Source organism: Nonomuraea sp. NPDC051191 (assembly GCF_044455665.1).
GTDB lineage: Bacteria > Actinomycetota > Actinomycetes > Streptosporangiales > Streptosporangiaceae > Nonomuraea.
The window spans coordinates 131,536-149,173 of record NZ_JBITEZ010000007.1 but is presented as its reverse complement, the minus strand read 5'-3'; the positions used below and the strand labels follow the sequence as shown (position 1 = coordinate 149,173).

Genomic DNA, 17,638 nt, shown 5'->3' with positions numbered 1-17,638 from the left:
CCTAGCGCCCGGCGTCCCGTCAGGCCGACAGGCGGCGGGCGAGCCACGCCAGGGCGAGGGGATAGCGGTACTCGATCGCGCCGTGCCCGGCGTCGAAGAGCTCGAAGTAGACCCGCTCGTCCGGTACGCCCGCCGCCTCCAGAGCGCGGCGGAACGCCGTGGCCCCGAAGTCCAGGTAGTACTCGTCGCGGCTGCCGGCGTCCACCCAGATCGCCCGCATCGAGCGCAGCGCCTCGGCGTAGCGGGGCTCGGCGGCCATGACCACCGGGTCGCGGGCCAGCCAGCGGCTCCACACCTCGGGGATCACCGCCCCGGTGTCGTCGAACGGGACGCGTACGGTGCCGTCGTCGTCGGCCGAGTAGGCCGCGGAGTAGGCGTACATCTCCAGGAGCTCGAAGTCGCCCTCCCTGGTGCCGGCCAGACGGCCGCGGAAGTCGGCGAGGAACGTGTCGTAGGAGCCGTCGTACATGTCGCGCAACCTGCGGGCCAGGCCCGGGAACGCGTTCCTGTTGCCGACCTCGAACAGAGCGTCGCCGGCGTGCGTGGCGAGCGCGCCGAACACGTCGGGGGCCAGCATCGCGGTGACCATGGCCCCGTAGCCGCCGCTCGACTTGCCGGTGACGGCACGGTGGTCGCGGTCGGCGATCGTCCGGTAGTGGGCGTCCACCCACGGGACGACCTCGTCGCGCAGGTAGGAGTGGTAGCGGCCGGTGCCGGGCGAGTCGAGGTACTGGCTGCCGCCGAGCGCGGTCCAGGCGTCGACGTAGACGACGATCGCGGGCGGCGCCTGCCCGGCGGCGAACACGGCGTCGGCCAGCTCAGGGTACGGCTGACGGAACGGCGTCCGGTTGAGCCACATGCCGACGTGCCCGGTGTAACCGAGCAGCACGTAGACGGAGGGGTAGCGGCGGTCGGGTTCGGAGTCGTAGCCGGGCGGCACGTACACCAGGAGGGGCCGTTCGTGCGGGTCGCCCAGGGGGTTGCCGCGCAGCAGGGCGCTGTCGACGACCTGGTGGTCGAGGCGTCCGGCCAGTTCGGCGGACCAGGGCAGCATGAATTCTCCTTCGGTTCAGCCGACCGACTCAGCCGACCGACGGGGTCACGGTGTCCACGTGCTTCTGGGAGACCGAACGCCCTGACACCAGGACGAGTTCGAGCGCGCGCAGGTCGGCCAGCCGGTCGAGCGGGTTGCCGCGGACCGCGATGACGTCGGCGCGCTTGCCCGCCTCCAGGCTGCCGGTCTCGGCCCCGGCCCCGCACGCGTCGGCGGCGCGTACGGTGGCCAGCTCGATGATCTCGGCGTTGCCGAACCCGGCCTCGGCGAAGACCTCCAGCCCCGACACGTAGTCGTCGGTGCGCTTGTCGAGCCCGGCGATGGCGAACCCGGTGTCGGTGCCGGCGACGAGCCTGATCCCGGCCTCGCGCATGGCGGCCAGGTTGCCCAGCCAGCGGTCCATCGGCTCGGCGCCGACGAGCGCGCGCAGGTTCCAGAACTGCCCGTGGACGGTGGGGCACACGTACGTGCCGCTCTCGGCGATGCGGTCGGCCAGCCGTGCGTCGTAGGCCGGGCCCGCCGGGGTGTGGAACGTGCAGTGCTCGATCGTGGTGACCCCGGCCTCCAGCGCGTTGCGGATCGACTCGGGGGCATGGGCGTGGGCCGCGACGGTCCTGCCGCGCGTCGCCGCCTCCTCCACCGCGGCCCTGATCAGCGCGGCCGGGTACTGGGCCCGCCAGCTCGGCACCGAGCCGGGCGACATCTCGCCTCCCGAGGCCATCACCTTGAGGCAGTCGGCGCCGGCCCGCAGGTTCTCCCTGGCCACCCGTCGGACGGACGACTCGTCGTCGGCCTCGCCGCCCATGTACCAGCAGTGGCCGCCGGTGACCGTGATCGGCCGGGTCGCGGCGATCAGGTGCGGGCCGACAGCGAGGCCGCCCTCGATCGCGTCGCGCAGGGTGAGGTCGAGGAAGCCGCGTCCGCCCAGGTCGCGGGCGGTGGTGACGCCGGCGGAGACGAGCTTGCGGGCGTTCTCGGCCATGCGCAGCAGCAGGTGGCCGTCGCTCACGGCGCTGCGGCCGGTCACCGGGTCGACCGTGCCGTCGAAGCCGAGGTGCACGTGCGCGTCGACCAGGCCGGGCAGGAGGGTGTGGCCGGGCAGGTCGAGCGTCTCGGGGGCGTCGCCCGCGCTGCCGCGGGGGCCCACCGACAGGATGCGCGAGCCGTCGATCAGCACCTCGCCGTCCGTGATGACCTCTCCGGGGCGCCCGGTGAGCACCGTGCCGGCACGGATGATCCGCATGTCCTCCACCCTGTCACACACCCCGGACGCCGCCCACCCCACGCCGCTCCGACCGCGCTCGCGTGCGGGGCGAAGGGGTTCGGTGTGGGCCCGCGCCGGAACCCTTCTGATAGGAAGGTTTCCTTATTAGGGCATGATGGCCGTCCATGTGGACGCGCGACTTCGTGCTCTTCTTCACCGCCCGCACGGTGTCGATGCTCGGCTCGGCGATGATGCCGGTGGCCACCGCGCTCGGCATGCACGACGCCGGTTACGGCGCGACCGGCGTCGGCCTGGCGCTGGCCGCCTGGATGGTGCCGATGGCCGGGCTCATCCTGTTCGGCGGCGTGCTCATGGACCGTTTCACCCCCCGCCGCATGATGGTCGGCGCCGACCTCACCAGGACGGCGACGCAGGCCGGCATGGCGGTCCTGTTCGGGCTGGGCCGGCCGGAGTTGTGGCAGGTCCTGGCGCTGTCGGCGGCGGCAGGGGCGGCGGCCGCCATGTACACGCCGGGCGTCGCGGGCACGATCTCGCGGATCGCGTCCGACGTGCAGCGGGCCAACGCCACCCTGCGCATGTCCGAGGCGATCATGCAGTTGCTCGGGCCGGGCCTGGCCGGCGCGCTGGTCGGGCTGGCCGGGGTGGGCGTGGTGTTCGCCGCCGACTCGGCCGGGTTCGCCGTCAGCGCGGCCTGCCTGCTGCTCATGCGGGTCCGGGTGGCCGGCTCGGGTGAGGAGCCGGTGCTCGTGCGGCTGCGGGAGGGGTGGCGGGAGTTCCGGTCCCGGACGTGGATGTGGAGCGTCATCATGATCTGGGTGGTCTTCGGGATCACCCTGTTCGGGCCGCTGATCCCGCTGGGCTCGGTGATCGTGACCGACGCGTTCGGGGAGACCGCGTACGGGCTGGTCATGTCGGCGAGCGGGGCGGGCACGATCGTGGGCGGGCTGGTGGCGCTGCGGATCAGGCCGGCCAGGCCGCTGGCGGCGGGCGGCGTCGGCATGTTCCTGTTCGCGCTGGAGCCGCTGAGCTTCGCGGCCGGCGTGCCGCTCGGCGTGATCATGGCCTGTCACGTGCTGGGCGGGGCCGGGTGGGCGTTCTGGTCGGTGATGTGGGCGACGAGCGTGCAGACGCTGGTGCCGGCCGAGGCGCTGAACCGGGTCAGCGCGTACGAGATCGGCGGCTCGACCATGTCGCTCCCGATCGGGCAGGCGCTGGCCGGGCCGGTGGCCGCCCTGGTGGGCTCCCGCGAGGTGCTGGCCTTCTCCGCGCTGGTCGCGGTCGCCGGCTGCCTGGTTCTGCTGTCCGTACGGCCGGTGCGGCAGATCACCGTAAGGCCGTGAGAAGAGGACCGTAAGGCCGCCCGCGCATCGTGGAGACATGACAACGACGCAGACCGCACAGTACGAGATCGTCCGCACCTTCGACGCCCCCCGCGAGGACGTCTACGCCGCCTGGACCGAGCCCGAGCGCTTCTCGCGCTGGTTCGGCCCCCGCATGCTGACCACGCCGGTCGGCCGGATCACCCTGGACGCCCACCCCGGCGGCCGGTGGCGTGCGACGCTCGTCGGCGAGGACGGGTTCGAGGCCACACTGGAAGGCTCCTACCGCGAAGTGCAGGCGCCCGCGCGACTGGTGTTCACGACCGGCGACCCCGACAACCCCGGCGACGGCCCCGCCTCCGTGGTGACGCTCGACCTGCTCGACCGGGACGGCGGCACCGAGATGCGCTTCCACCAGTTCGGCGTCAACACCGACCAGGCCCACGCCGACCAGGCCAGGGCCGGCTGGGACGAGTTCTTCGACCGCCTGGCCGAGCATGTCGGGCGCTGACCGTCAGAACAGCCCCAGGGCGTCGTCCAGCTTGTACGTGCCGCCCCGCTCGTACGCCTCGGCGAAGGCCCGCTCACCGAGCGCGTCGCGGACCCGGGCCGTGACGCGCTCGTCCTCCTCGCGTTCGGAGGCGGTCGCCGGGGTCTGGATCTGCTCGCGGATCGCGGCGGCCAGGCCCAGCAGCACCGCCGCCGGCTCGGTCGGCCCGGCCGCCGACGCCGCGCCCGCGACGCACGCCGCCGCCGTGCGCGGGTCGCCGATCCTGACCGCCGCGGCCAGCGCCTCCCGGTGCAGTTCCATGGCCGCGGCCGGGTCGCCGCGCAGCTCGGTGACGTGGCCCAGCTCTACCAGCAGGTCGGGCAGGTGCAGCGGGGGCTCGACGCCGGGGTCGCGCGGCAGGCCCTCCAGCAGGTGGTGCAGGTGCGACTCGGCCAGGTCGAGCAGCCCTGCGCGGCGCGCGGCGAACGCCAGGCCCATCTCGGCCATCGTCTCGCCCATCTTGTAGCCCTGGCCGAGCGCCAGCTTCATCGCCCGTCCGCACAGCTCCATGGCCTGGTCGTACGCGCCGCTGTGCAGCGCCGTCCAGCCCAGCCAGGCGATGCGCCCGGCCACCTCGGGCCACAGGCCGAGCTCCTCGGCCATGCCCAGCCCCTCGGCGAACAGCCGGCGCGCCCGCTCGTGGTCGCCGGCCATCTCGGCCGCGCCCGCCAGCCATTCGGTGGCCTGCAACATGCCCCAGCGGTCGCCCAGCTCGCCGAACAGCCGCGCGCTCTCCCCCGCGTCGCGCTCCAGCGCCTCGGTGTCCCGCGTGGTGAACGCGTCCCGCGCCTGCCTGGCCAGCGCGACCGCGACGCCCCACGTGTCGCCGAGCTCGCGGCAGGCCGCCAGCGCCCGTCCGGTCAGCTCCTGGCCGGTGACCATGTCGGGCACGCCCACGCCGACGAACAGCTCGGCCCTCGCGCGCTCGCCCGGGTCGGCGATCCGGTCGATCAGCGGCTCCCACGCGACCTGCTCGCCCAGGATGAGCGCGAACCCGGCGTGCCAGGCCGCGGCCCGCTGCCGGGCCGGGTCGTCCGGACCTTCGACGGCCAGCGCCGCGCCCAGCGAGCGCCTGCCCTCGGCCAGCCGGCCGCGCAGGAACCAGTACCAGGCCAGCGCGTTGACCAGACGCGCGGCGGCGTCGGCGGCACCCTCGGCGATCGCGGTGTCGAGCGCGGCCCGCATGTTGGCCGACTCGGCGTCCAGGCGCAGCAGGCGGTCCCGCTGCTCGCCGCCGTACAGGCCGGGTTCGGACTCGATCGCCAGGTCCAGGTAGTGGCGCAGGTGCGCGCGGCGGACGCCGGCCAGCTCACCGGCGTCGGCGAGACGGCCTGCGCAGTACTCGGACACCGACTCCAGCAGCCGGTACCTGACCCCGGTCGTGCCCTCGGCGACGACCACGAGCGAGCGGTCGACCAGCCGGGCCAGCAGGTCCAGCACGTCGAGGCCCGGCTCGGCGCACACCGCCTCGGCCGACTCCAGGGTGCAGCCGTCGGCGTGCACGGCCAGGCGGCGCAGCACCACCCGCTCCTCGTCCGACAGCAGGTCCCAGCTCCAGTCGATCACGGCGGTGAGCGTCTGCTGCCGGGCGGGCGCGCCCCGCCGTCCGGACGCCAGCAGCCTGAACCGGTCGTCCAGCCGGTCCACCACGCCCTGGACGCCGAGCGCCCGCACCCGCGTCGCGGCCAGCTCCAGGGCCAGCGGGATGCCGTCGAGCCGCCGGCAGAGCTGGGCCACCGCCTGCGCGTTGCCCGCCTCCAGGGCGAACCCGCGGGCGGAGGCGGCGGCCCTGGCGACGAACAGGCGGACCGCGTCGGAGCGGGCCATCTCGGTCAGGTCCGTGCCCGTAGGCAGGCCGAGCGGCGGGACGCTCCACAACACCTCGCCGTCCACGCCGAGCGGCTCCCGGCTGGTGGCCAGCACGGTCAGCCGCGGCGCGGCGGCCAACAGCACCTCGGCCAGCTCGGCGACCTGCTCGATCACGTGCTCGCAGTTGTCCAGCACGAGCAGCACGCGCCTCGGCCGCAGCGCCGCGGCCAGCCGCTCGTGGACGTCGCCGCCCGACGGGTCCTCGCGGATGTCCAGCGCCGCCATGATCGCCTCGGCGGGCGAGTGGGTGGCCTGGTCGAGCGCGACCAGCCAGACGCCGTCGGCGAACCCGTCCAGCAGCCGGTGCGCCGCCTCCAGAGCGAGCCTGGTCTTGCCGACGCCGCCGGTGCCGGTCAGCGTGACCAGCCGCTCGGCGGTGACCAGCGAGCAGACCTCGGCCAGCGCCTCGTCCCTGCCGACGAGCCTGCTGACGGACGCGGGCAGGTTCGTCGTGGGCCGCTCGGCGGGCAGGCTCAGCGCCGGGTCCTGGCCCAGGATCGCCTGGTGCAGCGCGACCAGGTCGGGGCCGGGGTCGAGGCCCAGTTCGTCGGCCAGGCGCTCGCGCAGCTCGGCGAAGCCCGCCAGGGCGTCGCTCTGACGTCCGGCCCGGTAGAGGGCGCGCATGTGGGCGGCGCGCAGCCGTTCCCGCATCGGATGCCGGGCCACCAGGTCGCCCAGCTCGCCCACGAGCAGCCCGTGCTCGCCCAGTTCGAGCCGGGCCTCGGCGCGCTGCTCCAGCGCCGTCAGCCGCTGCTCCTCCAGCCGGACGATGGCCGACCTGGTGTACTCCTCGTCGGCGAAGTCCGCGTACGCCTCCCCCCGCCACAGCGCCAGGGCGTCGGCCAGCAGCCCCGCCCTGGTCCGGGGGCTGTCGGCGGCCTCGGCGCGGGTCAGCAGGTCGGCGAAGCGGGCCGCGTCGAGCGCTCCTGGATCGGTGCGCAGCAGGTAGCCGGGCGCCCGCGAGACCACCAGGTTCTTGCCGCCCGGCTCGGCGTCCTCCAGCGCCTTGCGCAACTGCGAGACCCGCACCTGGAGCGCGCCCGCCGGGTTGCCCGGCGGCTCCTCGCCCCACAGGTCGTCGACCAGCCGGTCGGCCGAGACCGGATGGCCCTCGTGGACGAGCAGGTCGGCGAGCAGCGCCCGTACCTTGAGCCCGGGGATCGTCACGGGCTCCCCCGCGTCGGTCCACACGGCCAGCGAGCCCAGCACCCCAAAACGCATGTCCGTCACCTTATGTGCCGCCGTAAGCCGGCGAGAAGCACACCTGAAGCGCCCTCCGGCACCGTGAAGCCATCGAAAAGCGGTGAAGCCCATGGAAGGGGCAAACGACATGAAGACCGGCACCCTCGCGGGACGGCGTGAATGGACCGGACTCGCGGTCCTGGCCTCGGTGGCCCTGCTGCTCTCCATCGACCTGAGCGTGCTCTACCTGGCGCTGCCGCACCTGAGCGCCGGTCTCGGGGCCTCCGCGCCGCAGCAGTTGTGGATCCTGGACATCTACTCGTTCATGCTGGCCGGCTTCCTGGTGACCATGGGGACGCTGGGCGACCGGATCGGGCGGCGCAGGCTGCTGCTGATCGGCTCGGTGGCCTTCGCCGCGGCCTCGGTGGCCGCCGCGTACTCGGTGAACGCGGAGATGCTCATCGTGTCCAGGGCGCTGCTCGGGATCTCGGGGGCGACGCTGCTGCCGTCGTCGCTGGCGCTGATCCGCACGATGTTCACCGACGGCCGGCAGATGGGGACCGCGATCGGCCTCTGGTACGGCTGCTTCATGCTCGGCATGGCGGTCGGCCCGCTGGTGGGCGGGCTGCTGCTGGAGCACTTCTGGTGGGGGTCGGCGTTCCTGATGGGCGTGCCGTTCATGGCGGCGGTGCTGGTCGCCGGACGGCTGCTGCTCCCCGAGTACCGCGACCCGGACGCCGGCCGCCTCGACCTGGCCAGCGTGGCCCTGTCCCTGGCGACCATCCTGCCGGCCGTCTACGGGCTCAAGGAGATCGCGCGCGGCGGCTGGCAGACCGTGCCCGTGGCCGCGCTCGTCGCCGGGACGGCCTTCGGCGTGGTGTTCGTCCGGCGGCAGCGCAAGCTCGCCAACCCGCTGCTGGACCTGCGGCTGTTCGGCAACCGCGCGTTCGCGGCGACGCTGGGGATCATGTCGCTCGGCGGGATCGTCATGGCCGGGACCACGCTCATGACCACCCAGTACCTGCAGGCCGTGGAGTCGCTGTCGCCGCTGGGCGCCGGGTTGTGGCTGGTGCCGCAGAACCTGGCCATGATCGTGGCCCTGACGGCCGCGCCGCGGCTCGCCGCCCGGATCGGCACCGCGTACGTGATGGCCGCCGGGCTGGCGCTGGGCGCCGTCGGACTGTTCCTGCACACCCTGGTCCCGAGCGTCGGCGGGACCGGGCTGGTCGTCACCGGGCTGGTCCTGGCCTCGGCGGGCATCGCGCTGCCGATGGGCGCGGGCAACAGCGTGATCATGACGGCCGCGCCCGCCGAGAAGGCCGGGTCTGCGGCGTCCCTGACCGAGACGAGCGGCGAGTTCGGGGTGGCGCTGGGGGTGGCCGCGCTCGGCAGCCTCGGCACGGCCGTCTACCGTGGCCGGCTCCCCGAGCACCTGCCGGTGGAGGCCGTGCGGGAGAGCATCAGCGCGGCGGTGACCGCCGCCAAGGACCTGCCCGACCTGCTGGACCTGGCGCGGGCGGCGTTCACGGCGGGGCTGAACACGGTGGGGGCGGTGAGCGCGGTGGTCTTCGCGGGGCTGGCCGTCTTCGCCCTCCTCACCCTCCGCGACCACCGCCCCACACCCTGACCGCCCCTCCCCCTCGGACCGCCGGCCCGGCCGGCGGTCCTTCGTGGTTCCGGCGGGTTCCGGCCGTACGCCGGTCAGGTGGACGGCGGCGCCTTGCGGGCCGAGCCGCGGTAGCCGGCCGCGTCGTAGCGGCGTTCGTTGTCCGCCAGCTTGGCCGTCGCCGCCTCCACCAGGTCGACCCCCAGGACGTCGGCCAGCCGGACCAGGTACAGGGTCACGTCGCCGAGCTCGGCACGGACGCGGGCGAGCGTGTCGGCGTCGGGGCTCGCGGACTCCTCGGCGGTCAGCCACTGGAACTCCGCGACCAGTTCCCCGGCCTCCCCCGCCAGCGCCATCGCCAGGTTCTTCGGCGTATGGAACCTCTCCCAGTCACGGGCCCGCGCGAACTCCCGCAGCCGTACGGCCAGCCCCTCCAGCTCCTCGCTCACGCCACCCGACCCTACTGGCCCAGCCCCCCGATTCATCACCACCGGTGATGACAGTGCGGACGAACCCCGTCTGGTTCCCCGGCCGCTTCCGCGATCGACTGGCCGCCATGATCTCCCACCTCAGCGGACCGGCACTCGTCCCCGGCGACCCCGGATACGACGACGAGACCGCCCGCTTCAACACCGTCGCCACCCCCGCCCGCCCCGCCGTGGTCGTCGGCGCACGGGACGTGACCGACGTCCGGAAGGCGATCGCCCACGCGCGGTCGGCAGGGCTCAGGGTGGCGATCCAGGCGACCGGCCACGGCCTGTCCACCCCCACGGACGGCGCCCTTCTCATCAACACCCGCCGGATGACCGGCCTGTCCGTCGACCCCGCCACCCGCACGGCCCGCGTCGAGGCCGGAGTGCGCTGGGGCCAGGTCGTCGACGCCGCCGCCGAGCACGGCCTCACCCCGCCGAACGGCTCCTCCCCTCTGGTCGGCGCGATCGGCTACACGCTGGGCGGCGGCCTGCCCGTGCTCGGCCGCACGCTCGGCTGGGCCGCCGACCGGGTCAGGTCGCTGGACCTGGTCACGGCCGACGGATCCCTGCGCACGGTGAGCCCGTACGAGAACCCGGACCTGTTCTGGGCCCTGCGCGGCGGCCGGCCAGGCGTCGGCGTGGTGACCGCGATGGAAGTGGAACTCGCCGCCGTCCCCCGTTTCCACGGCGGCATGCTGCGCTTTCCCGCCGAACGCGCGTCCGAGCTGCTGGCCGCCTGGCTGGAGTGGAGCCGCGACCTTCCCGACACGATGAACACCTCCATCGCCCTCCTCCGCCCGCCCCACGCCCACCCGGTGGCCATCCGCCTGGCCCACGCCGCCCTCTCGCCCCTCTCGTCCTCGCACCCGGCCCCCGAGACCCTGATCGCCCCTCTTCGCGCCCTGCGTCCGGTCGAGGACACCGTCAGGGACCGCCCGTGCACCGAGATCGCCGCCGTCCACGACGACCCCACGGAACCCGCCGCCTATCACGAGCTCTCCCTGATGCTGCACACCCTCGACCCCGGCCTGTTCGACCATCCCGACCCGGGCTTCGCGATGGTCGAGATCCGCCGGCTCGGCGGCGCCCTGTCCGCCGCCCCGGACGTCCCGAACGCGATCGACCACCGCACGGCCGCCTACAGCCTGAGCACGATCGCCCCCGCCACCACGACCGCCTTCACCACCACGACCGCCTTCACCGCCCCGAACACCTTCACCGCCCCGAACGTCTTCGCCGCCCCGAACCCGAAACCGCCCCTGGACCTCGCCGACCCGTCCAGCACGGGCCTCCGCTTCCGCAACTTCCTGGCCGGCCCGGAAGCCCCGGCCTTGGCCGCCGAGGCGTACACCCCCGCCACCTGGAACAGGCTCACCTCCCTCAAGACCACCCACGACCCCCACAACCTGTTCCTGTGACCGCGACGCCAAGAACTCGAAATGGGAGCTTGCCGGTTCTCCGAAAGGCATTACGGCCTGGGATCGGCCGACCGGGGTTACGGGCTGCCTCAGATGTAGCCGGGTGCTGACGTCCGGGCCTCGCATGGGCTGTTGGATGCCGGGCGTCGACGCCCCGCGAGGTCATTTGGCGGGCGGGGTTGGGCAGGGAAGGCGGGCGTAGAGGGCCGGCCGTCGCGCAGGGGTGGGGCCAGGGCGCCGGGGGCCGCCCGTATCGCGGGGCAAGCGCTGGGGCCAGGGCGCCGGGGTGCGCCGGAGGCACCGAAGGAAGGACGCCTGAGCCCGAAGGGCGAAGACCGCTTGGCCGGGGTGCCCGCTCCCGTCATTCCACGGCGGCCGTGCTCTCCCGGACGATCAACTCCGTGGCCAGTTCCACCCGCTTGGTCTCCGGCACCTCGCCCTTCCCCATGCCCAGCACCGTACGGGTGGCCAGCGCCGCCATCTCCTGCAAGGGCTGTCGTACCGTCGTCAGCGGCGGCCAGGCCGACTTCGACAGCGGCAGGTCGTCGAACCCCACGACGCTCAGGTCCTCGGGCACGCGCAGCCCCCGCTGCCGGGCGGCCTCGAACACGCCGAACGCCATCAGGTCGCACCCGGCGAAGATGGCCGTGGGCGGTTCGTCCAGGGACAGGAGCGCGTGGCCCTGGTCGTGGCCGGAGTCGACGAGGAAGGTGCCGCGCCGGATGAGCTCGGGGGCGAGCGGCACGCCGGCCGTCTCCAGGGCGGCCCGGTAACCGTCCACGCGGGCCTGGCTGCAGAGCATGTCGGCGGGGCCGCTGATCATGCCGATGCGACGGTGGCCGAGTTCGAGCAGGTGGCGGGTGGCGGCGAGGCCGCCGTTCCAGTTGGTGGCGCCGACCGAGACGACGCCGGGCGCCGGCTCGCCCTCGGGGTCGACCACGACGAACGGCAGCGACCGCGCGCTGAGCTGGGCCTGCACGCCGGTGGACAGGCGGGAGGCGACGATCACCACGCCGTCGGTACGGCGGGCGGCCAGCCGTTCGAGCCAGTCGCGTCCGGGGCCGGCGTGGGTGTGCAGCACCGAGATGACGACGCTGGCCCCGGCCTCGTGGGCCGCGCTCTCCGCGCCGCGCACGATCTCCATGGCCCACGGCGACTCGATCTCGGCGAACACCAGGTCGACCAGGCCGGCGGGGCTGTCGTCCTGGCTGACGCGCCGCTGGTAGCCGTGCTCCTGGAGCAGCCGTTCGACCTTGTGACGGGTCGCCGGCGCCACCTCGGGCCGGCCGTTGATGACCTTGGAGACCGTCGGGATGGAGACTCCGGCCTCTTCTGCGATCAGTGCGATCGTCACGCGCCTCTTAGCTGACACGTTCGGGAGTGTATCCGAAAGTTTCGGACTGGGATCGCTCCCACGACAGCTATTGACGCCCTGGGCAGCACATACCTATGCTCCGACCAACGAAATTATCGGGGGATATACGAAACTTTCATACCGCTCGTGCCCGATGAAGGGACCCCTGGATGAAACGCGGTCTGATCCTCATGGCCACCGCCGTACTCGTCGCCGGATGCGGCAGCGGCGGGAATGACGGCAGTGGCGCGCAGCCCGGCAGCTCGCAGCAGGGCCAGAAGCCCGCCAAGGTGACGCTGGAATGGTGGCACCTGTCCACCTCCGAGCCGCTGAAGTCCCTGTGGGCGCAGCGGGCCAAGGACTTCGAGGCCGCGCACCCGAACGTCACCATCAAGGCGACGGTGCTGGAGAACGACGCCTACAAGGCCAAGCTCACCACGATCACCCAGTCCGGCAAGGCCCCGGACGTCTTCGTCACCTGGGGCGGCGGCGTGCTCAAGCAGCAGATCGACGCCGGCCTGGTCAAGGACGTCTCCGGCGACGTCGCCCCCGTGCTGGACACGTTCACCCCGGCGGCGCTGAGCGCGTACCAGTTCGACGGGAAGACGTACGGGCTGCCCACGGACATCGGGCTGGTCGGCTTCTGGTACAACAAGAAGCTTTTCGCCAAGGCGGGCATCTCGGCCCCGCCCGCCACCTGGACGGAGTTCCTCGGCGACGTCAAGAAGCTGAAGGCGTCCGGCGTCACCCCGATCGCGCTGGCGGGCAAGGAGAAGTGGCCGGGCCACTACTACTGGGCCTACCTCGCCATGCGCATCGCCGGCCTGCCCGCGCTCCAGCAGGCAGGCGTGGACCACGACTTCAGCAAGCCCGACTTCGTGGCCGCCGGGCAGCAGGTCAAGGCGCTGGCCGACCTCCAGCCGTTCCAGAAGGGCTTCCTCGGCGCGGGGTACGGCACCCCCGACGGACAGGCGGCCACGATCTCCAACGGCAAGGCCGCCATCGAGCTCATGGGCCAGTGGGCGCCCGCCGTCCAGAAGGACGCGGGCAAGGGCCTCGGCGACGACCTGGGCTTCTTCCCCTTCCCCGCGGTCGAGGGCGGCAAGGGCGCGATCGGCGACGCCTTCGGCGGCGGCAACGGCCTGTCGGTGGGCGCGGACGCGCCCCCGGAGGCCGTGGAGTTCGTGAAGTTCATGACGCAGATGGACCAGCACACCAAGGCCGTGGAGGCCGGCGGCGTGCTGCCGGTGCTCAAGGGCGAGGAGAACGCGGTCAAGGACGCCAACCTCAAGCAGGTCGCGACCTTGCTGGCCGGAGCCTCCGGCTACCAGCTCTACCTGGACCAGGCCTACCCGCCGGCGGTCGGCCAGCAGGTCAACGACAGCGTGGCCGAGCTGATCGCCGGGACCAAGACGCCGGAACAGATCGGCCAGGACATCAGCGAAGTGGCCAAGAGCGAATGACGACCCTGACCCGAGGGCCGGAGGCGGTCACGCTTCCGGCCCCTGCCCCGGCGGGGCGGGGGCGCGGGCGGGCGGTCACGATCGCCCTGTTCCTGCTGCCCGCGCTGGTGCTCTTCCTGCTGCTGGTGGTGGCCCCGATCCTGGTGGCCGGCTACGCCAGCGCGTTCAAGTGGAACGGATTCGGCGGGCTGCCCACCGACTTCGTCGGGCTGGACAACTTCACCAGGCTCTTCTCCTCCGACATCTTCGCCACCGACCTGGCGCACCTGGCGGTCCTGGTCCTGTTCTCGGTGGTGATCCAGCTTCCGTTCTCGCTGGCCGTCGCGATGCTGCTGAACCAGCGCATCCGGGGACGGGCGGTCTACCGGCTGGTGTTCTTCGCGCCGTACGTGCTGTCCGAGGTGATCACGGGCGTGCTGTTCTCGCTGATCCTCGCCCCGGACGGCGGGATGGCGAACCAGTTCCTGTCGGTGTTCGGGCTGGAGTCGGAGTTCCTGGCCGATCCGGACACCGTGATGCCCGCCCTCTTCCTGGTCATGACCTGGAAGTACTTCGGGTTCCACATGATGATCTACCTGGCCGGACGGCAGGGCATCCCGAACGAGCTGATCGAGGCCGCGCAGATCGACGGCGCGACGCCCTGGGAGACGTTCCGGCACGTCACGCTGCCGCTGCTCGGGCCGACGATCAGGATCAGCGTGTTCCTGTCGGTCATCTACACCATCCAGCTGTTCGACCTGGTCTGGATCCTCACCGGCGGCGGCCCGTCGCACTCCTCGGAGACGATGGCCGTCACCATGATGGAGTTCGGCTTCAAGCGCTCCCAGGTGGGTTACGCCAACGCGATCAGCGTCGTGATGTTCGTGCTCAGCCTCGTCTTCGCCCTCGTCTACCAGCGCGCGGTGATGCGCCGGGACCTGGAGGGCGCGACCACGTCCATGGGAGGCCGACGATGAACCACGGAAGGCCGCCCGCGCGGCGCCGCCGCCCCACCCTGCCCCTGCACGTGATCGCCTGGATCGTCGGCGCGTTCATCCTGGTGCCGATCGTGTACGCGCTGCTCGGCGGGTTCAAGAGCAACAGCCAGCTCTCCGGCAACCCCTTCGGCCTGCCCGATCCCTGGGTGACCTCGAACTACACCGACGTGCTCGGCTCGGGGTCGTTCTGGCGGCAGGTGTGGAACAGCACGTTCATCGCGGTCGCCACGACCGTGGTGATGGTCGGGCTGTCGGCGCTGGCCGCGTTCGTCTTCGCCAGGTTCGCCTTCCGGGGCAGGGAGGCGCTGTTCACGCTGTTCACCGCCGGGCTGATGTTCCCGTTCGCGGTGGCCATCCTGCCGATCTTCGTGCTGCTGCGCACGTTCGGGCTGCTGGACGACCCGCTCGGCGTGATCCTGACACAGGCCGCCTTCGGGCTGCCGCTGACGATCATCATCCTGCGGGGCTTCTTCCGGAGCATCCCGGGTGAGGTCGAGGAGGCCGCGATCATCGACGGCTGCTCGCCGTTCGGGTTCTTCTGGCGGATCCTGCTGCCGATGGCCCGCCCGGCCATGGCGACGGTCTCCGTGCTGGCCGTCGTGGGCAGCTGGAACAACTTCATGCTGCCCCTGGTGGTCTTCAGCGACGAGACGAGCTGGACGCTGCCGCTCGGCATCCAGCAGTTCCAGGGCCAGTACGCCGCCGACACCGCACGCATCCTCGCCTACCTGATCCTGGCCATGCTGCCGGCGCTCGGGTTCTACGCCATCGCTGAACGTCACCTGGTCGGTGGGCTCACCGCAGGTGCGACGAAAGGGTGAACATGCTCCACGTCTCCGGAAGCCGGCTCCTCACCCCCGAAGGCACCCAGGTACGGCTCAGGGGGGTGGGTCTCGGGGGCTGGATGAACATGGAGAACTTCATCACCGGCCACCCCGCGAACGAGACCTCGATGCGCGCGGCCGTGCGCGGCGTGCTGGGCGAGGAGCGGGCCGAGCTCTTCTTCGACCGGCTGCTCACCTCGTTCTTCACCGGCGGCGACGCCGGCCTGCTGGCCGAGCTGGGCATGAACTGCGTGCGCATCCCGGTCAACTACCACCACTGGGAGTCCGACGCCCGGCCCATGGAGATCGACCCTAGGGGCTTCCGGCACCTCGACCGGGTGATCGGCCTGCTGGGCGAGCGCGGCATCTACAGCGTCATCGACCTGCACGCCCTGCCCGGCTCCCAGAACCAGCACTGGCACAGCGACAACCCGACGCACGTGGCGGCGTTCTGGCAGCACCGCCACTTCCAGGACCGGGCCGTGCACCTGTGGGAGGCGCTGGCCGACCACTACCGGGGGCATCCCTGGGTGGCCGGGTACAACATGGTGAACGAGCCGGGCGACGTCTCGGGCAAGGTGGTCGGCCCGTTCTACGACCGGCTGGTCAAGGCCGTACGGGCCGCGGACCCGGACCACATCCTGTTCCTGGACGGCAACACGTACGCCACCGATTTCTCGATGTTCCGGGAGATGTACGAGAACACGGTGTTCGTCATGCACGACTACGCCCTGGCCGGGTTCGCCCATGGCGGTCCGTACCCGGGGCTCACCAGGGGCGAGTGGTGTGACCGGGGCCAGCTGGAGGAGACCTTCGCCCGGCGGTCGCAGTTCCAGCGCGAGACCGGCACGCCGTTGTGGGTGGGCGAGTTCGGCCCGGTCTACACCGGCGACCCGGAGCGGGACGCGCAGCGCTACCAGGTCCTGCGCGACCAGCTCGACATCTACGACGCCCATGACGCGGGCTGGTCGCTGTGGACGTACAAGGACGTGGGCCTCCAGGGGCTGGTGCACGCGTCGGGGGCGTACCTGGACCGGTTCGGCGCGTTCATCGCCAAGAAGCGGCGGCTCGGCGCGGACCGGTGGGGCTCGACCATGGAGGAGTGCGCCGACGTGCTCGGCCCGCTGCACCGGCTGGTCGAGACCGAGTTCCCGGGCTGGGAGCCCTACCCGTGGGGCGCCCGCTACCAGACCGACGACCTGATCAGGCACATCCTCTTCGCCCAGGCCCTGCTGCCCGAGTACGCCGAGCTGTTCAGGGGGCTCGGCGACGACGAGCTGCTCGCCCTGGCCGACTCGTTCGCGCTGGAGCGGTGCGTCCGGCGCGAGCCGCTGCTCGACCTGCTGGCCGGCAATCTCATGGGGTGACAAACCGCTCATACAGTCGGGTGCGTCACACCACCGGGCAAACTATCGCCATCACTGCTTGCGCTAGGTATGCTTCGGCTGCCCTAATTTAGGTAAGCCTTTCCTCAGCGAGCGGGAGTGACGGTGTTCGCCAGCTACCTCATCGGACTGCGCGAGGGACTGGAGGCGACTCTCGTCGTCTCCGTCCTCATCGCCTTCCTCGTCAAGAGCGACAGGAAGGACAAACTTCCCCAGGTCTGGACGGGAGTCGCCGCGGCGATCGCCCTGTCCGTCGGCTTCGGCGCACTGCTGACCTTCACCGCCGCCAACCTCGGGCACACCGGGCAGGAGCTGTTCGACGCGATCACCTCGCTGCTCGCCGTCGTGTTCGTCACCTGGATGATCTTCTGGATGCGGCGCACCGCCCGCGCGCTCTCCGGTGAGCTGCGGGGCAAGCTCACCGACGCGCTCCAGATGGGCTCGCTCGCGGTGGTCGTGATGGCCTTCCTGGCCGTGGCCCGCGAGGGGCTGGAGACGGCGCTGCTGTTCTTCGCCGCCGTCCGGGGCGCGACCGCCACCGCCGAGCCGCTGATCGGCATCGCGCTCGGCCTGCTCACGTCCGTGGTCATCGGCTGGGGGCTGTACAAGAGCGCGTTGAGGATCAACCTCACCAAGTTCTTCACCTGGACCGGCCTGCTGCTGATCCTGGTCGCCGCCGGCATCTTCAAGTACGGCATGCACGACCTCCAGGAGGCCAACATCCTGCCGGGGCTGAGCACGTACGCCTTCGACATCAGCGCCGCGCTGCCCGCCGATTCCTGGTACGGCGCACTGCTTTCCGGCATGCTCAACATCACGCCCCAGCCGAGCGTCGTCGAGGCCGTGGCCTGGATCGTCTACCTCGTGCCCACTCTCATTTTCTTCCTGCTGCCCCAGCGGGTGAAGACCACTCCCGCCGCCACCGCACCCGCGGCCTGA

14 protein-coding genes are annotated in these 17,638 nt (G+C 72.2%); 9 read left to right on the top strand and 5 right to left on the bottom strand.

From position 1 onward, the window contains the following. Positions 1–19: 19 nt before the first annotated feature. Both ACIA8R_RS21550 and ACIA8R_RS21545 read right to left on the bottom strand, forming a co-directional pair. Positions 20–1,054, bottom strand: a complete 1,035-nt coding sequence (locus ACIA8R_RS21550) for an alpha/beta hydrolase-fold protein (protein ID WP_397039978.1) — start codon at positions 1,052–1,054, stop codon at positions 20–22. A gap of 28 nt (positions 1,055–1,082) precedes the next feature. Further along, a complete protein-coding gene (locus tag ACIA8R_RS21545; protein WP_397039976.1) occupies positions 1,083–2,297 on the bottom strand; it encodes an amidohydrolase family protein in 1,215 nt (404 codons plus the stop codon). 146 nt (positions 2,298–2,443) lie between these two features. Here ACIA8R_RS21545 and ACIA8R_RS21540 point away from each other — a divergent pair, with 146 nt between their 5' ends. Beyond that, positions 2,444–3,619, top strand: a complete 1,176-nt coding sequence (locus ACIA8R_RS21540) for an MFS transporter (RefSeq protein ID WP_357694887.1) — start codon at positions 2,444–2,446, stop codon at positions 3,617–3,619. A gap of 37 nt (positions 3,620–3,656) precedes the next feature. Next, positions 3,657–4,109, top strand: coding sequence for an SRPBCC domain-containing protein (locus ACIA8R_RS21535; protein ID WP_364089261.1), 453 nt, complete (start codon positions 3,657–3,659; stop codon positions 4,107–4,109). Positions 4,110–4,112: 3 nt separating this feature from the next. Here the strand turns inward: ACIA8R_RS21535 and ACIA8R_RS21530 are convergent, their stop codons facing one another. Beyond that, positions 4,113–7,238 (bottom strand): BTAD domain-containing putative transcriptional regulator, encoded by a 3,126-nt coding sequence (locus ACIA8R_RS21530; RefSeq protein ID WP_397039974.1) that lies wholly within the window; start codon positions 7,236–7,238, stop codon positions 4,113–4,115. Between the two features lie 109 nt (positions 7,239–7,347). On the opposite strand from ACIA8R_RS21530, the gene ACIA8R_RS21525 reads away from it, so the two are divergent. After that, entirely contained in the window at positions 7,348–8,826 is a 1,479-nt protein-coding gene (locus tag ACIA8R_RS21525) for an MFS transporter (RefSeq protein ID WP_364089267.1), read from the top strand. A 74-nt stretch (positions 8,827–8,900) separates the two neighbouring features. Here ACIA8R_RS21525 and ACIA8R_RS21520 read toward each other — a convergent pair whose 3' ends face one another. Continuing rightward, positions 8,901–9,254: a nucleotide pyrophosphohydrolase gene (locus tag ACIA8R_RS21520; protein WP_357694879.1), complete on the bottom strand. Its 354-nt coding sequence runs from the start codon at positions 9,252–9,254 to the stop codon at positions 8,901–8,903. 47 nt (positions 9,255–9,301) lie between these two features. On the opposite strand from ACIA8R_RS21520, the gene ACIA8R_RS21515 reads away from it, so the two are divergent. After that, positions 9,302–10,696, top strand: coding sequence for an FAD-binding oxidoreductase (locus ACIA8R_RS21515; protein ID WP_397039971.1), 1,395 nt, complete (start codon positions 9,302–9,304; stop codon positions 10,694–10,696). Between the two features lie 361 nt (positions 10,697–11,057). Here ACIA8R_RS21515 and ACIA8R_RS21510 read toward each other — a convergent pair whose 3' ends face one another. Further along, the gene (locus tag ACIA8R_RS21510) at positions 11,058–12,068 is read right to left on the bottom strand and encodes a LacI family DNA-binding transcriptional regulator (protein ID WP_357694869.1); all 1,011 of its coding nucleotides are present in this window, start codon (positions 12,066–12,068) and stop codon (positions 11,058–11,060) included. Between the two features lie 152 nt (positions 12,069–12,220). Here ACIA8R_RS21510 and ACIA8R_RS21505 point away from each other — a divergent pair, with 152 nt between their 5' ends. From ACIA8R_RS21505 to efeU, 5 genes are all read left to right on the top strand, one after another. Next, complete coding sequence (locus tag ACIA8R_RS21505) at positions 12,221–13,513, top strand: extracellular solute-binding protein (RefSeq protein WP_357694867.1); 1,293 nt, start codon at positions 12,221–12,223, stop codon at positions 13,511–13,513. Then, the gene (locus tag ACIA8R_RS21500; protein WP_364089277.1) at positions 13,510–14,469 is read left to right on the top strand and encodes a sugar ABC transporter permease; all 960 of its coding nucleotides are present in this window, start codon (positions 13,510–13,512) and stop codon (positions 14,467–14,469) included. The genes ACIA8R_RS21505 and ACIA8R_RS21500 overlap by 4 nt, the downstream gene beginning before the upstream one ends. Beyond that, positions 14,466–15,311: a carbohydrate ABC transporter permease gene (locus tag ACIA8R_RS21495; RefSeq protein WP_357694863.1), complete on the top strand. Its 846-nt coding sequence runs from the start codon at positions 14,466–14,468 to the stop codon at positions 15,309–15,311. The genes ACIA8R_RS21500 and ACIA8R_RS21495 overlap by 4 nt, the downstream gene beginning before the upstream one ends. A gap of 2 nt (positions 15,312–15,313) precedes the next feature. After that, on the top strand, positions 15,314–16,681 hold the full coding sequence (locus ACIA8R_RS21490) for a glycoside hydrolase family 5 protein (protein ID WP_397040308.1): 1,368 nt from the start codon (positions 15,314–15,316) through the stop codon (positions 16,679–16,681). A gap of 123 nt (positions 16,682–16,804) precedes the next feature. Beyond that, a complete protein-coding gene (efeU, locus tag ACIA8R_RS21485; RefSeq protein ID WP_364089280.1) occupies positions 16,805–17,638 on the top strand; it encodes an iron uptake transporter permease EfeU in 834 nt (277 codons plus the stop codon).

Excerpts from the sequence above, each read along its gene's own strand:
- ACIA8R_RS21550 (WP_397039978.1), bottom strand. The coding sequence starts at position 1,054 with ATGCTGCCCTGGTCCGCCGAACTGGCCGGACGCCTCGACCACCAGGTC.
- ACIA8R_RS21545 (WP_397039976.1), bottom strand. The coding sequence starts at position 2,297 with ATGCGGATCATCCGTGCCGGCACGGTGCTCACCGGGCGCCCCGGAGAG.
- ACIA8R_RS21540 (WP_357694887.1), top strand. The coding sequence starts at position 2,444 with ATGTGGACGCGCGACTTCGTGCTCTTCTTCACCGCCCGCACGGTGTCG.
- ACIA8R_RS21535 (WP_364089261.1), top strand. The coding sequence starts at position 3,657 with ATGACAACGACGCAGACCGCACAGTACGAGATCGTCCGCACCTTCGAC.
- ACIA8R_RS21530 (WP_397039974.1), bottom strand. The coding sequence starts at position 7,238 with ATGCGTTTTGGGGTGCTGGGCTCGCTGGCCGTGTGGACCGACGCGGGG.
- ACIA8R_RS21525 (WP_364089267.1), top strand. The coding sequence starts at position 7,348 with ATGAAGACCGGCACCCTCGCGGGACGGCGTGAATGGACCGGACTCGCG.
- ACIA8R_RS21515 (WP_397039971.1), top strand. The coding sequence starts at position 9,302 with ATGACAGTGCGGACGAACCCCGTCTGGTTCCCCGGCCGCTTCCGCGAT.
- ACIA8R_RS21505 (WP_357694867.1), top strand. The coding sequence starts at position 12,221 with ATGAAACGCGGTCTGATCCTCATGGCCACCGCCGTACTCGTCGCCGGA.
- ACIA8R_RS21500 (WP_364089277.1), top strand. The coding sequence starts at position 13,510 with ATGACGACCCTGACCCGAGGGCCGGAGGCGGTCACGCTTCCGGCCCCT.
- ACIA8R_RS21495 (WP_357694863.1), top strand. The coding sequence starts at position 14,466 with ATGAACCACGGAAGGCCGCCCGCGCGGCGCCGCCGCCCCACCCTGCCC.
- ACIA8R_RS21490 (WP_397040308.1), top strand. The coding sequence starts at position 15,314 with ATGCTCCACGTCTCCGGAAGCCGGCTCCTCACCCCCGAAGGCACCCAG.